The 13,594-nt window shown below is 75.1% G+C and carries 12 protein-coding genes and 1 pseudogene; 8 read left to right on the forward strand and 5 right to left on the reverse strand.

Translation table 11 applies throughout. The features are described from left to right. Positions 1-36 precede the first annotated feature (36 nt). Positions 37-1,326, forward strand: a complete 1,290-nt coding sequence (locus A4V12_RS25135; RefSeq protein WP_064071688.1) for a glycosyltransferase family 87 protein — start codon at positions 37-39, stop codon at positions 1,324-1,326. On the opposite strand, the gene A4V12_RS25140 is transcribed toward A4V12_RS25135, so the two are convergent. From A4V12_RS25140 to A4V12_RS25160, 5 genes are all read right to left on the reverse strand, one after another. Next, positions 1,283-2,407 (reverse strand): hypothetical protein, encoded by a 1,125-nt coding sequence (locus A4V12_RS25140; protein WP_064071689.1) that lies wholly within the window; start codon positions 2,405-2,407, stop codon positions 1,283-1,285. The two genes, A4V12_RS25135 and A4V12_RS25140, sit on opposite strands and share 44 nt — an antisense overlap. 28 nt (positions 2,408-2,435) lie before the next feature. Then, entirely contained in the window at positions 2,436-3,464 is a 1,029-nt protein-coding gene (locus A4V12_RS25145; RefSeq protein ID WP_064071690.1) for a C40 family peptidase, read from the reverse strand. 238 nt (positions 3,465-3,702) lie between these two features. Beyond that, complete coding sequence (locus A4V12_RS25150) at positions 3,703-4,728, reverse strand: C40 family peptidase (RefSeq protein WP_064071691.1); 1,026 nt, start codon at positions 4,726-4,728, stop codon at positions 3,703-3,705. 318 nt (positions 4,729-5,046) lie between these two features. Then, on the reverse strand, positions 5,047-6,411 hold the full coding sequence (locus A4V12_RS25155; RefSeq protein WP_064071692.1) for an NYN domain-containing protein: 1,365 nt from the start codon (positions 6,409-6,411) through the stop codon (positions 5,047-5,049). A 54-nt stretch (positions 6,412-6,465) separates the two neighbouring features. Then, positions 6,466-6,708, reverse strand: coding sequence for a hypothetical protein (locus tag A4V12_RS25160; protein ID WP_064071693.1), 243 nt, complete (start codon positions 6,706-6,708; stop codon positions 6,466-6,468). Positions 6,709-6,860: 152 nt separating this feature from the next. On the opposite strand from A4V12_RS25160, the gene A4V12_RS25165 reads away from it, so the two are divergent. The 7 genes and pseudogenes from A4V12_RS25165 to A4V12_RS25195 all read left to right on the forward strand — a co-directional run. After that, the gene (locus tag A4V12_RS25165) at positions 6,861-7,559 is read left to right on the forward strand and encodes a rhomboid family intramembrane serine protease (RefSeq protein ID WP_064071694.1); all 699 of its coding nucleotides are present in this window, start codon (positions 6,861-6,863) and stop codon (positions 7,557-7,559) included. After that, on the forward strand, positions 7,556-7,837 hold the full coding sequence (locus tag A4V12_RS25170) for an Lrp/AsnC family transcriptional regulator (protein ID WP_064071695.1): 282 nt from the start codon (positions 7,556-7,558) through the stop codon (positions 7,835-7,837). The genes A4V12_RS25165 and A4V12_RS25170 overlap by 4 nt, the downstream gene beginning before the upstream one ends. A gap of 220 nt (positions 7,838-8,057) precedes the next feature. After that, a complete protein-coding gene (locus A4V12_RS25175; protein WP_064071696.1) occupies positions 8,058-8,573 on the forward strand; it encodes a hypothetical protein in 516 nt (171 codons plus the stop codon). After that, positions 8,536-10,020: a sensor histidine kinase gene (locus A4V12_RS25180; RefSeq protein WP_199831378.1), complete on the forward strand. Its 1,485-nt coding sequence runs from the start codon at positions 8,536-8,538 to the stop codon at positions 10,018-10,020. Before A4V12_RS25175 ends, A4V12_RS25180 begins: the two co-directional genes overlap by 38 nt. Next, complete coding sequence (locus A4V12_RS25185; protein WP_064071697.1) at positions 10,017-10,676, forward strand: response regulator transcription factor; 660 nt, start codon at positions 10,017-10,019, stop codon at positions 10,674-10,676. Before A4V12_RS25180 ends, A4V12_RS25185 begins: the two co-directional genes overlap by 4 nt. A gap of 140 nt (positions 10,677-10,816) precedes the next feature. Then, the gene (locus A4V12_RS25190; protein WP_107415512.1) at positions 10,817-12,181 is read left to right on the forward strand and encodes an SLC13 family permease; all 1,365 of its coding nucleotides are present in this window, start codon (positions 10,817-10,819) and stop codon (positions 12,179-12,181) included. Next, a pseudogene (locus tag A4V12_RS25195) lies at positions 12,178-13,398 on the forward strand (glycerate kinase family protein); the annotation flags it as partial. The gene A4V12_RS25190 and the pseudogene A4V12_RS25195, both read left to right, overlap by 4 nt. Positions 13,399-13,594: the final 196 nt, after the last annotated feature.

Consider the following 13,594-nt stretch of genomic DNA (forward strand, 5'->3'; position numbering starts at 1 on the left):
GACCCCAGACCGCCCACCCACCCGGACGAGGTTTGCATGAAGGGCCCCAGCGGCACCCGGCTTCCGCTCCCAGTCGTCGGCATATGGCTCCTGACCAGGGCGCTGCTGCTGCTCTGCGTCTTCAAGGTCCTCGTCCTGCCGGGGCCGGACGTCACGAGCGACGTCTCGGTGATCTACCAGGGCTGGTACGACGTGCTGCGCACCGGCACGTACCCGCTGGACGACGTCACCTGGCAGTACCCGCCGGCCGCCGCGCTCGCCATCCTCTCCCCCGGGCTGCTGCCCTTCCTGGAGTACACCTCCGCCTTCTTCGTCCTCGTCCTCCTCTGCGACGCGGCCGTCCTCGGCCTGCTGCTGTACGCCGGGCGGCGCCCCGGCAAGTGCCTGTCGGGGGCGTGGGTGTGGGTCGCGGGCGTGCCGCTGCTCGGCCCGACGGCGTACGCGCGCTACGACCTGATGGTCACCGCCGTCGCGGTCGCCGCGCTGCTGGCCGGTGTCCGGCACCCGCGGCTGCTCGGCGTGCTGGCCGGATTCGGCGCGCTGCTGAAGGTCTGGCCGGCGCTGCTGCTGGCCGGGACCCGGCGGGGCGCGGTCACCCGGCGCTCCTGGACGGCCGCGGTGGTGGCGGGGGCCGCGGTCCTGCTCGCCTGCATGGCGGCGATGCCGGGCTCGCTGGCGTTCCTCACGTTCCAGCGGGACCGGGGCACCGAGGTGGAGTCGCTGGGGTCGCTGGTGTTCCACGTGGCGCGGAACTTCGGCTGGGAGGGGCAGGTCCTGCTCAACTACGGGTCGGTGGAGTTCCTCGGCCCGTACGTGCCGGTGGTGTCCACCGCCGCGCTGGCGCTCACCGTGGTGGCGTTCGGCTGGCTGCTGGTGTGGCGGCTGCGCGCCCGTGAGTTCGGGGCGACGACCCTTCCCGACGCGGCGTTCGCGGCGGTGCTGCTCTTCACCACCACGAGCCGGGTGATCAGCCCCCAGTACATGGTCTGGCTGGTCGGGCTGGCGGCCGTGTGCCTGGTCTTCCGCGCCAGCCGGATGGTGCGCCCCGCGAAGATGGTGCTGGTGGCGACGGGCGTGACGATGCTGGAGTTCCCGATCTGGTTCACGCACGTCGTGCACAGCGACCTGTGGGGCATCGTGCTGCTGGGCGTGCGCAACGGGCTGCTGGTGGCCGCGACGCTCCTGGCGTGCCGCGAGCTGTGGCGCCGGACGGTCACCGAGCCGCGTCTGCGCGAGCGCGCGGCGGTACCGGCTCAGTCGGCCGAGCCGTCCCGGCCGGAGGTCACCCCAGCCGCTCCCGCAGGTGATCCCGCCACTGTGCGGTGAAGGCCTCCGGGGTGGTCGCCAGCACCTCGCCCAGCGCCCGCTCCGCCCCCCGCGCGCCCGCCGCCCGGTAGAAGTCCCGCAGCTTCGCCTCGCCCCAGCGCCCGGCGATCAGGTCGCAGGCCAGCCAGCCGCCAGCGTACGCCCGGGCCAGGGCGTCCGCGTCGGAGGCGAACGAGAAGTCGCCGTCCGTCGGCAGCGCGGCCGGGACGTCACCTGCGCGGACGGCGTCCCGCAGCTCGGGCGCGACCCCGGCGGGGTCGCGGGACGTCCCGCGGTGCGCCACCCAGTCGGCGAAGCCCTCCGACAGCCACAGGGGCGTGTCCTTCGAGGTGTGCGCCCGGGTGGCGACGTGGGTCGTCTCGTGGGCGAGCACGAACCGCTGCCCGTACGCGCCGAGCTCCGCGTACGCCTCCGGGTTGACGATCACCCGGTCCGCGGGGCCGTCCGGCCCGCCGCCGACCCGGCCCGTGGTGACCGCGGCGATCCCCCGGTACCCGGCGGCCGGCTCACCCAGCAGCGCGCCCATCGCCGTCAGCGAGCCCGGCACGAGCACCACGACCCGCCGGGTCCACAGCCCGCCGGGCCAGGCGTCCGACACGGCGGGCACCGCCCGGTCGGCGGCCGCCGCGACGGCCCGCAGCCGCGCCGCGTCCTGCCCGACGCCCAGGACCAGACTGTGCTTCCCCCGTACGACGTCGACGGCGCCCTGCTCCCACAGCTGCGGTGCGTCACCCGGGGCGGGCCGGTCGGACGTCACGTGCCAGCGCCCGCCCCGCCGGGTGAGCACCAGGGCCCGCTCGCCGGTCACCGCGCCGCCGTCGTACCCGGCGATGCGGTAGCCGAGCGCGGCCCGCGCCGTCACCCGGTCGCCGCCGTCCCGCCGCGCCTCGGTGATCCGGTACGACCAGGAGCCGAGCGGCACACCGGCCAGCGCCCCGGCGCGCAGGGCGGCCGCCCGCCGGTCCGCGGCCTCCTGGAGCGGGGCCGTGTCGAGCGGGGGCTCCGGCGCCCGGTCCGTGCAGCCGCCGACGAGCAGGCAGAGGCCGAGCACCACCCCCGCCGTACGCCTCAGGACCCACATCCCGCCGATCCTACGGCCCTGCCCGGCGTCAGACCCGGGTGACGGCGGAGACGGGCATCATGCCCACCGGGTCGTACCGCACGCGCGCTCCCGGGTAGGGGGCGTGCACCACCTGGCCGTTGCCCACGTACATCCCGACGTGGCTGGCGTCGTCCCGGTAGGTCACCAGGTCGCCGGGGCGCGCCTCGGAGAGGGGCACGTGCCGTCCGGCGTCGCGCTGGGCCTGCGAGGTGCGCGGGAGGCCGACGCCGGCCTGCGCGTACGACCACTGCATCAGGCCCGAGCAGTCGAAGCCCGAGGGGCCGTTGGCGCCCCACACGTACGGCTTGCCGACGGCCGAGCGGGCGGCGGCCAGGGCGGTGGCGGCGCGGCCCGAGGCGGCTCCGCCGGTGGGCGGGAGGTCGTCGCGGCCGGAGCGGGAGGCGCGGTCGAAGGCCTCGCGCTCCTCGGCGGGCAGGGAGTTGAGCAGGGCCCGCGCCTCGGCGAGCTTCCGCTCGACCGTGCGTTTGTGGAGCGCCACGGCGGCCCGGCTGCGCTCCAGTTCGGTGAGCAGCCGGCCGGCCTCGGCGCGCTGCTGGGCCAGGTCCCGCTGGGCGCGCCGGAGTTCGGTGAGGGCGGCCGCCTGCCGCTCGCTGATCCGGTCGAGGGTGGCGGCCTTGTCGAGGTAGCTGTCGGGGTCCCCGGAGAGCAGCAGCGCGAGTGCGGGGTCCATGCCGCCCGAGCGGTACTGCGCGCCCGCCACGGCACCGAGGGCGCCGCGCATGCGGTTGATGCGTTCCTGGCCGCGCGCCACGCCGTCCTGCACCTGGGAGACCCGCTCGCGGATCGCCCGGGCGCGCTCGTCGGCCCGGTTGAAGCCCTCGGTGGCCTTCTCCGCCTGCTCGTAGAGCCGGTCGACCTCGGCCCGGGCGGTCCGCTCGGTGGTGCCGGGGTCGGCGGTCGCCGGGGCGGTGCCGAACGCGGCGGCGGTGACCGCCGCGGCGGAGAGGACGGTGACCTTCGCGCTCCGGGAGAACACCGATGACGAGGACGACGGGGACCGGCGATGGGACGCCACGAACCGCGCTCCCTTCCGCTGACGTGAGGCCGTGCGACCGATGCCGTACCGGCCGTGCGGGCTGTTGCGCGCCAGACAGTAGCCGGGCGATCACAGTGCGGCCAGCGACCGTACGGGGGTCGAACAGCGGCGCCCCGCCCGAGACCACAAGGTCACCGGCGGGGCGGAGCGTCAGCTTGGAGGGCGGTAAACCACCCGATCGGGCGCGGGGTTCGGGCGCGTCAGAGGTGTGCGGGCGTCAGATCCGCACGCCGAACTGGAAGTCGCCCAGGTACTCCATCGCCTCGTAGCGCACGACGGTGCCGGGGTAGGGGGCGTGCAGCACCTGGCCGTTGCCCGCGTACAGGCCCACGTGCGACAGGTTGCTGAAGAAGACGAGGTCGCCGGGCTTGAGCTGGCTGCGGCCGATCTTCACACCGTCGTTGTGCTGGGTGTAGGTGGTGCGCGAGATGCTCACGCCCGCCTGGCGGTAGGCCCACTGGGTCAGGCCGGAGCAGTCGTAGGAGTTGGGGCCCTCGGCGCCGGAGACGTACGGCTTGCCGACCTGGGTGTCGGCGGCGGCGAGCGCGGCGGCACCGCGCTGCGAGGCGGGCACCTCGTTGCCGAGTTCGACGCGCTCGCCGGCCTCGCGGCTGGCGCGCTGCTCCTCCTCCTGGATCTTCGCCCGCTCCTCGGCGGTCATGGTGTTCAGGAGCTGCTGCGCCTCGGCCAGTTTGGCCTGGTAGGACTTCTTCTTCTCGGCGAGGGTCTTGCGCACGTCCTCGAGGCCCGCGAGCTTCGTGGTCGCCTCGGCGCGCTGCTGCGCCAGGGTCCGCTGCTTGGCCTGGATGGTCTCCAGTGCCTCGGCCTGCTTGGCGCTGATGGCGTCGACGGCGGACGCCTTGTCGAGGTAGCTGTCCGGGTCGGAGGAGAGCAGGAGCTGGAGCGAGGGGTCCATGCCACCGGAGCGGTACTGGGCGGTGGCGACCGAACCGAGGTTGTTGCGCAGCTCGTTGAGCTCCTGCTGGCCGCGCGCGACCTTGTCCTGGAGGGCGTCGACCTCCTTCTGGAGCTTGCCGCGCTGCTCGTCGGCGAGGTTGTACTGCTCGGTGGCGACCTCGGCCTCGTGGTGGAGCTTGTCGACCTTCGCCTTGACCTCGCTCTTGCTCGGCTTGGGATCTGCCTGAGCGGCCTGGGAGGACAGAGCGACGGCAGCGGCGGCGGTTGCGGTGAGCACGGTCACGCGGGCGCGGCTCGGCTGCTTGGGACGACGGTGGGACGCCACGGAGGCGAGCTCCTTCTTCCTCTGCGCCGCCTGCCGGGCTGTGGGGTCGGGGCCCCGGCTCCGTACCTGGCCCGGCTCCCCCGCGAAACAGGCTGGACCGTACGGAATTAGGCGGTTCCCCCGCTGCCACTCCCGATGAGTGATCAACTGCGCGGAGGTTCGTGGCCAGACCCTAGTGACCATCTTGTGATCAGTTCAAATCCTCATGCGAAAAATCTCGCCCAGGGGCCACATTCTTTACACACGGCCCACGGTGTGTCATGGGGACTTGACGGTCCGTTTCCCGGAACCGGGCATAACGCGCAGGTGCCGCCGGTGTCACGAAACGCGCGAAAGCCGCTTCAGCAACAAGGCGGACGCGACGGGCCGTGCGCCGGACTTGGCCACACCGTCGGCGACCTCGCGGTCGGTGGAGACCACCACCACCGGCCGTCCGGGCGGCTCCGCCCGGACCAGTTGCCGGATCAGCTCGTCGGCCGTGACGCCCGGCTTGGAGAACAGCACCCGCACCCCGCGCGGCGGTGCGAGCAGTACGGGGGCGGCCAGTTCGGCGCCGTCGAAGACACAGGTGACCTCGGCGCCGGTACGGGCCGCCAGCGCCGACAGGCCGCCGAGCAGGCGCAGCCGCTGCTTCTCCAGCGGCATGGTCGGGTAGCCGGTCTTGGTGACGTTGTAGCCGTCCACCACCAGGTGCGCCTGCGGCAGCGCGAGCAGTTGGTCCAGCAGCGCCGGGTCGGTCTCGGACAGGGCGCGGGCGGCGATGTCCTTGGGCGACATCCGGCCCGGCTCCACCGCGTCGACGGTGTCGGCGGGATGGACGGACACGGGCGGCAGGGCCAGCTCGCGGCGGAGGCCCTGGGCCGCCTCCAGGACGGTGTCCAGCAGCAGCCGCAGCCGCATGTCCTCCACCGAGCGCCCCTCGCGGGCGGCCCGCCGGCTGGCCTCCAGCGCGGCCTCCGTCTCGCCGAGGCGGGCCTTGAGGCGCCGCGTCTCACTCTCCGCGGCGGAGACGTGGGCGGCCGCCTCGGCGCGGACGGCGTCGATGTCGGCCTGGTTGCGGCGCAGGGCCGCCTCGCCGCGCTTGACGTCGCTCTGGGCGCTGCGCAGCTTGCGCTGAAGCGATTCGGCTTCCTTGCGCGCCGCGTCCAGTTCGGTGCGCAGCCGCTCGGTCTCGGCCCTGGTCTGGGCGCGGGCCTCGGCCAGCTCGGCGCGCAGCCGCTCCAGCTCCCGCCGGCCCGCCTCGTCGGCGCGCTCGGCGTCGGCGCGCTGCGCCTCCTCGCCGGCGGCGGCGACCAGCTTGACCCAGCCGGCGGGCCGCAGCACGTACGCCGTCGCGGCGACGTCCACGGGGTCGGCGGCGGCGGGCGGCGCACCGGACTCGACCGCGCGGGCCAGCTCCGGCTGCCCCTCCTTGAGGCGCTCGCCGATGCGCTGGCGGAACACCGGGTCCCCCTCCAGGGCGGCGGCCATCGCGTTGCCCGCGAACTTGGCCCGCCGGGAGGGGGTGAACCGGGCGTACTGGCGCAGCTGCGCGGGCAGCTCCGCGACCGTCAGGCCGCCGAAGGCGTCCGAGACCAGGGCGACGACCCGGCGCCGCACCCCGTCGGGCAGCGGGCGGTCGAGCGCCTCGGCGGCGTCACCGGCCGCACCGGCCGGCTCAGCGCCGCTGTCGGGCTGCTCCACGATTCGTCACCCCACTACCCGTCCGTCCTGACTCGCCGGGCCGCTCCCGGTCACTCAGGAGGCGGAGCCCGGCCTGTCCACCAGCTCGATCCGGTCCACCGCGTTGCACCAGCGGCAGCGGACCGACTCGATGGTCTCACTGACCACCTCGCGCTCCTCCACCGTGGGCTCGCCCGCGAGGTCCAGATGGACGTACTCCACGACCTTGGACGACCGTGTGACGTCGAAGCGCGTCAGATTGCCGCAGAGCGTGCAGCGCCAGCGGGTCGTCGCGGTCGGCAGGGGAACCGTCGTCATCGTTCCGTCCTCTTCCATCGTGCCGGGTGCGGGATCCGCGGTGCGCCGTCGAACTGCGGGTGTGCGTCCCGTAACCCTACGGCCTTGCGGGTACCCCCGTGGCGCGGCGAGGCACCCTGTCCCGCTCCCTCCGTTTACGTCATGATCTGTCCATGATCGCTTGGCGCGGACCCCTCGTGACCTACGCCGTGATCGGCGCCTGTTTCCTGGTCTTCCTGATCAGCCCGGTGTCGGGGCTGAACCCGTCGTACGGCACCGGCGACGCCCTCCTCGCCGCCCAGAGCTCGTACTTCCGCCGCTGGGGCATCGTCCCCGCCGAACTCCTGAGCGGCTCGCCGGACGTCCTGCTCTCCCCGCTGACCGCCCTGTTCGTCAGCGGCAGTTGGCTGCACCTGCTGGGCAACATGCTGTTCCTGTACGTGTTCGGGGCGATGACCGAGGAGCGGCTGGGTCATCTGGAGTTCGCCCTCTTCTACGCGGCCTCCGGCTGCCTCGCCCTGCTCGCCTACGCGGCGGCGCACGCCGGCTCGGACCAGACGCTGGTGGGGGCGTCCGGGGCGATCTCGGGAGTGCTGGGCGCCTTCCTCCACCTCTTCCCGAGGGCGCGGGTCACCAGTCTCTTCCCCTTCCTCTTCTTCCTGCCGCTGCGCTTCCCGGCCTGGATCGTGCTGATCTTCTGGTTCGTCCTGCAGTGGCTGGCCGCGCGCGGCGCGGACAGCGGCCCGGGGGTGGCGTACCTGGCGCACGTGGTGGGCTTCTGCCTGGGCTTCCTCTACGCGTGGGTGCGGTTCGGGCGGGGGGCTAGAGTGAAGGCCCACCCAGCGGCCACCGAGGGAGAAGGACAGCCGTGATCACCGCGATCGTGCTCATCAAGACCAGCGTGGACCGCATCCCCGAGATCGCCGAGTCGATCGCCTCGCTGGACAGCGTCAGCGAGGTCTTCTCCGTGACGGGTACGTACGACCTCATCGCCATGGTCCGGGTGGCCCGGCACGACGACCTGGCGGACGTCATCCCCGGCCGGATCAGCAAGATCCCGGGCGTCGAGGCGACGGACACGCACGTGGCGTTCCGTACGTACTCGCAGCACGACCTGGAAGCCGCGTTCGCGATCGGCCTCGACGCGTAGGGCCTCCCGGACAGGGGGCGCACGCCGGTGCGGGCATCACCCGGACGGATGACCCCCGGTGGCGGTCCCGGCCACCCGGCGGTCCGCGCGCGCCCGGTGGACGGCCCGCCGCGCGTCCCTCCCGGGGGGCGCGCCACGTGGGAGGAAACCGCGCGGTTCATGAAGAAGCCTTCATCCGGCGCTCATTCGGGCGCCGCCGGCGCCCGCCCAGGATGGCCGCATGGCCTTCACCCATCGCCTGGCGACGCTCGTCGCGGTCGTCGCCGTCCCGCTCGGCATCGCCGCGACCAGCTACCTGCTGACCGATACTCCCGAGGCCCCGCGGGTGCCGCCCGAGGTGAGGCTGGGCACCACGCCCCGGCCGGCCGGGACCGGAGCGGGGGCGGGCACGAGCACCGGACCGGACGCCGGGCGGAGCACCGGAGCGGGCCGCGGACCGAGCGGCGGCCCGAGCGCTGGACCGAGCGGCGGACCGAGCAGCGTGCCGGGCGGCGGGCCGGGCACGACGCCCGGCACCGGGCCGGACGCGACGCGGGGCCCCGCCCCCGCGAGCACGGCCCCCGGCGTCCCCGCAGCGGCCGCGACCCCCGGTGGCACGCCGGGCGGCCGGACGTCCGGCGGCGGCACCCCGCCCGCCGGGACCGCGCCCACCGACGCCGTGGTGCCGGGGCCGCCGGCCACCGCCGGGGACGACGACGATGACGACCGCGGTGACGACTCCGGTGACGACGGCTGACCGCCGCGTCTCCGCACGCGTACGCATCCTGCTGTGGCTGCTGCTGGTCATGGCCGTCGCGCTGGTCGCCGTCGCGATGACGACCCGCTCCATCCTGCTGCGCGACGTCGACCACCGGATCAGCCAGCTGCTCACCCAGGAGACCCGCGAGTTCGCCAACTTCGTGGACCAGGGGGTGGACCCCAGCACCGGCGCCGGGTTCACCGAGCCGCGCCGCCTGCTGGAGGTGTTCCTCCAGCGCCAGTACTCCGATCCCGACGAGGAGCTGCTGGGCCTGACGCGCGGGCCGGACGGCGCCCCGTCCGTGCTGCGGCAGCCCCGCGACAGCGCCGGGGCCTCCCTCCACCGCGACCGGGAGGCGCTCGCCCGGATCTTCGGCTCCCCCGCCCGCTCCGGCACCCTCGACCGCCCGCAGGGCCCGGTCCGCTGGGCGAAGGTGCCCATCGCCCCGGCCGGCGACGCCCCGCCCGGGGCGTTCGTGGTCGCGTTCCACGCCGCCGACGAACAGGCCATCGCCGCCGAGGCGTTCCGCACCCAGCTCGCCATCTCGGGAGTGGCGCTGCTGATGACCACCGGTATCGGCTGGGCCGTCGCGGGCCGCATCCTCGCCCCCGTACGCCTGGTCCGGCGGGCCGCCGCCCAGCTCACCGAGCAGGACCTGACCCGGCGCATCCCGGTGCGGGGCCGGGACGACATCGCGCTGCTCGCCGAGACCTTCAACGCGATGCTGGACCGGCTGGAGCGGGCGTTCGCGGCGCAGCGCCAGTTCGTCGACGACGCCGGTCACGAGCTGCGGACACCCATCACGATCGTCCGCGGCCACCTGGAGCTGATGGGTGACGACCCGGCCGAGCAGGCGGAGACGGTCCGGCTGGTCACCGACGAGCTGGACCGGATGAGCCGGATCGTGGAGGACCTGCTGCTGCTCGCCAAGGCCGAGCGCCCCGACTTCGTCACGCCCGAGCCGGTCCAGCTGGGCGAGCTGACCGCCGACGTGTTCGTGAAGGCCCGCGCCCTCGGCGAGCGCGAGTGGGTGCTGGACTCGGTCGCCGACCGGGAGGCCGAGCTGGATCCGCAGCGGATCACCCAGGCGATGGTGCAGCTGGCCCAGAACGCCGTCCAGCACACGGTCCCCGGGCAGCGGATAGGGATCGGCTCGCGCGAGACGGACGGCCGGATCGAGCTGTACGTCGCCGACACCGGCCCCGGCGTGCGCGCCGAGGACGCCGCCGTGATCTTCGAACGGTTCCGCCGGGGCACGGCCCGCCGCGGCACCCGCGCGGGCGGCGGCGCCGGGCTCGGACTGTCCATCGTGAAGGCCATCGCCGAGGGACACCGCGGCCGGGTGGAACTGCGGCCGACCGAGGGCGGCGGTGCCACCTTCGTCCTCGTACTGGAGGAGGCGCTCGTACCGCGGGACGTGCCGGCGCCGGAGGAGGACGAGTGAACCGGATCCTGATCGCCGAGGACGAGGAGCGGATCGCCTCCTTCGTGGAGAAGGGGCTGCGCGCCAACGCCTTCACCACCACGGTCGCCGCCGACGGGGACACCGCCCTGGGTTACGCCGTCACCGGCTGCTTCGACCTGATGGTGCTGGACATCGGCCTGCCCGGCCGGGACGGCTTCACCGTGCTGCGGGAGCTGCGCGAGGCGCGGGTCACGCTGCCGGTGATCGTGCTGACGGCACGCGACTCGGTGCGCGACACCGTCGCCGGCCTGGAGGGCGGCGCCGACGACTGGATGACCAAACCGTTCCGCTTCGAGGAGCTGCTGGCGCGGGTGCGGCTCCGGCTGCGCACCGCGGCCCGCGCGCCCGAGGTGACCGTGCTGCGCAGCGGCGACCTCAGCCTGGACCTGCGCACCCGCCGCGCCCGCGCGGAGGACCGGACCGTCGATCTGACGGCCCGTGAGTTCGTGCTGCTGGAGCTGTTCCTGCGCCACCCGGGCCAGGTGCTGTCCCGGGAGCAGATCCTGTCCCACGTATGGGGGTACGACTTCGACCCCGGCTCGAACATCGTGGACGTGTACGTGCGGGCGCTCCGGAAGAAGCTGGGCGCGCGGCGGCTGGAGACGGTGCGCGGGATGGGCTACCGAATGCCGTGAAGCGCCCCGTTCCATGAAATTCCCTTAACAGGACACTCATTCGGGACTCACGGCGCGTACCGAGACTGATCACCGTGACCCTCTCCCCCAGCCGGGCGGCGTGGGTCGGCGGCGGGCTGGGGCTGTGCACGCTGCTGGCCATGCCGGCCCTCTTCCCCGGTCTCGGCGCCGACGCGCGCCTCACCCTGGCCGTCTTCGTGCTCGCCACGGTCGCCTGGATCGCCACCCCCGTCGACGACACCTATGTGGCGCTCGGCGCGGGCCTGGCGCTCACCGCGACGGGCGTGATCAGCAGCGAGACGCTCTTCGCCACCCTCGGCGACGAGACGATCTGGCTGTTGATCAGCGCGTTCGTCCTGGCCGCCGCCGTCACCCGGACCGGCCTGGCGGGACGGGCCGCCGCGTTCCTGGTCACCGGCGCCCGGACGGTGCGCCAGCTGGTGCACCTGACCACCGCGGCGCTCGTCGTCACCTCGTTCGCGGTGCCGGCCACCTCGGGGCGCGCCGCCCTGGCGCTGCCGGTGTTCCTGGCCCTCGCCAAGGTGCTGGAGGGCCGCCGCAGGCTGGTGGTGATGCTGGCGCTGCTGTTCCCCACCGTGGTGCTGCTGTCCGCCGTCGCCACCCTGATCGGGGCCGGGGCGCACCTGATCACCGTCAACGTGCTGTGGGAGCACACCGGGCAGCGGCTGGGGTTCGTGGAGTGGCTGCTGCTGGGTCTGCCGCTCGCGGTCGTCTCGTCCCACCTGGCCGCCGAGGCGGTCCTGCTGACCGCCACCTCGCGCGACGACCGGCGCTCCCCGGTCCGCATCACCGCGGCCGCCCTGGAGGAGCACTCCCCCACGCCCGTGACGGGACCGCTGTCCACCGCCGAGTCGCGCTGCGCGCTGCTGCTGGCCACGGTGGTGGTGCTGTGGTGCAGCGAGCCGCTGCACCGGGTCTCCCCCGCGGTCGTGGCGCTGATCGGCGCGGTGGTGGCCGCGTCGCCGGCGCTGGGGACGGTACGGCTCAAGGACGGCCTGCGGACGGTGCCGTGGCCGCTGCTGCTGTTCATGGCGGCGACGATGGCGATGGGCGTGGCGCTCGCCGACTCCGGGGCGGCGGGGTGGCTGGTGGCGGGCCTCCCGGTGCACGCGCCGCCGTGGCTGTTCCTCGGCGTCGTGGTGGTCGTCAGCACCGCGGCGCACCTGGTGCTCCAGTCCCGCTCGGCCCGCTCCTCGGTGCTCGTCCCGCTGGTGGTCGTGGCGGCGTCCGCGGCGGGCGTCAACCCGGTCGCCGCCGCGCTCGCCTCGACCGCCGCGGCCGGGTTCTGCCACACGCTGCCCGCGTCGGCGAAGCCCGTCGCGCTCTTCTCCGACGTCCCCGACGGGGTGCCCACCTACACCCCGCGCGACCTGCTGCGGCTGTCGGCGGTGCTCGCCCCGCTCACGGCGGGCCTGGTCCTGCTGTTCGCCCTGACCGTCTGGCCGCTGCTCGGCGTGCCCGTCACCCCGGAGGCCCACCCGTGAGTCCCTCGTACCGCATCGTCGTCGCACCCGGCGGCTTCAAGGAGTCGCTGTCCGCACGGGAGGCCGCCGAGGCCATCGCCGAGGGGCTGCTGCGCGTCCTGCCGGACGCCGAACTCGACCTCGTCCCGCTGGTCGACGGGGGTGAGGGCACGGCGGAGGCACTGGCCGCCGCGACGGGCGGCCGGATCGTCCCCTGCCCCGCGACCGGGCCGCTGGGCGATCCGGTGGACAGCGGCTTCGCGCTCCTGGGGGACGGTTCGGCGGTGGTGGAGATGGCCGCCGTCGCCGGGCTGGCCCTGGTGCCGCCGGACCGCCGCGACCCGGGCGCCACGACCACGTACGGCGTGGGCGAGCTGATCCGCGCGGCGCTCGACGCGGGCGCCCGGCGCGTCCTGGTCGGGTGCGGCGACTCCGGTACGTCGGACGGCGGCGCGGGTGCCCTCCGGGCGCTGGGCGTCCGGCTGCTGGACGCCTCCGGCGCCGAACTCCCGCACGGCGGCTCGTCGCTGACCCGGCTCGCGGTCGTCGACCCGGGCGGGCTCGACCCGCGACTGGCGGACACCGAACTGCTGGTGGCGTGCAACCCGTACAACGTGCTGTGCGGCGAGCGGGGGGTGGCCCGGGTCTTCGGCCCGCAGAAGGGCGGCACCCCGGCGCGGTGCGAGGAGCTGTCGGTGGCCCTGGAGCACTGGGCGGCCGCGCTGACGGCGGCCTTCGCCCCCGGTGTGGACCTGCGGTGCGCGCCCGGCACCGGCGCCTCCGGCGGGCTGGGCGCCGGGCTCGCGGCGGTGGGGGCCCGGCTGCTGCCGCGGTTCGAGGTGCTCCTCGACGGGCTGGACCTGGCCGCCCGGCTGGGCCGCGCCGACCTGGTGGTCACCGGCGAGGGCGCCCTGGACGCCCAGACCGTGCGCGGCAAGGTGCCGGGCGAGGTGGCGCGGCGCGCCCGGGAGGCGGGGGTACCGGTGCTGGCGCTGGCGGGCTCGCTGGGCGAGGGCGCCGGGGAGGCGGGGCTGGACGCCTACGAGTCGCTGACGCCCGGCCCCCTGCCCCTGCCGGAAGCGCTGGGCCGTGCCGCCGAACTGCTGGCGGACGCCGCCGAACGGGCGCTGCGCACGGTGCTGGTGGGCACCCGGCTCAGGGGCCGTCCGGAGGCGGCCGCCTCCGCGTGCTCCGGCTCGCGCGCGCCCGCGGCGGGCGGCGGCGGCGGCCGCCGGCCGCACGCGCCGGCCGCCCCGCCCCCCCCCCCCGCCGCGCGCTCCCCCCCCCCCCGGCGGCGTCAGCCCCGGGCCGGCACGCCAACCCCGCCCTCCCTGCGCGCCCTTCCACCGCCCACCCTCCCGGGACGGGGCCCTGCACCGCCCGGACGCACCCGGCGACGTGCTCCCCCGGCGCGCCCGCCCCGAAGCGTGCCCC

This window comes from Streptomyces noursei (assembly GCF_001646665.1).
Taxonomy (GTDB): Bacteria; Actinomycetota; Actinomycetes; order Streptomycetales; family Streptomycetaceae; genus Streptomyces; species Streptomyces lavendulocolor.

What these genes read in the sequence shown, in the direction of transcription:
- A4V12_RS25135 (WP_064071688.1), top strand. Translation starts at nt 37, where the DNA reads ATGAAGGGCCCCAGCGGCACCCGGCTTCCGCTCCCAGTCGTCGGCATA.
- A4V12_RS25140 (WP_064071689.1), bottom strand. Translation starts at nt 2,407, where the DNA reads ATGTGGGTCCTGAGGCGTACGGCGGGGGTGGTGCTCGGCCTCTGCCTG.
- A4V12_RS25160 (WP_064071693.1), bottom strand. Translation starts at nt 6,708, where the DNA reads ATGACGACGGTTCCCCTGCCGACCGCGACGACCCGCTGGCGCTGCACG.
- A4V12_RS25165 (WP_064071694.1), top strand. Translation starts at nt 6,861, where the DNA reads ATGATCGCTTGGCGCGGACCCCTCGTGACCTACGCCGTGATCGGCGCC.
- A4V12_RS25175 (WP_064071696.1), top strand. Translation starts at nt 8,058, where the DNA reads ATGGCCTTCACCCATCGCCTGGCGACGCTCGTCGCGGTCGTCGCCGTC.
- A4V12_RS25180 (WP_199831378.1), top strand. Translation starts at nt 8,536, where the DNA reads ATGACGACCGCGGTGACGACTCCGGTGACGACGGCTGACCGCCGCGTC.
- A4V12_RS25190 (WP_107415512.1), top strand. Translation starts at nt 10,817, where the DNA reads ATGCCGGCCCTCTTCCCCGGTCTCGGCGCCGACGCGCGCCTCACCCTG.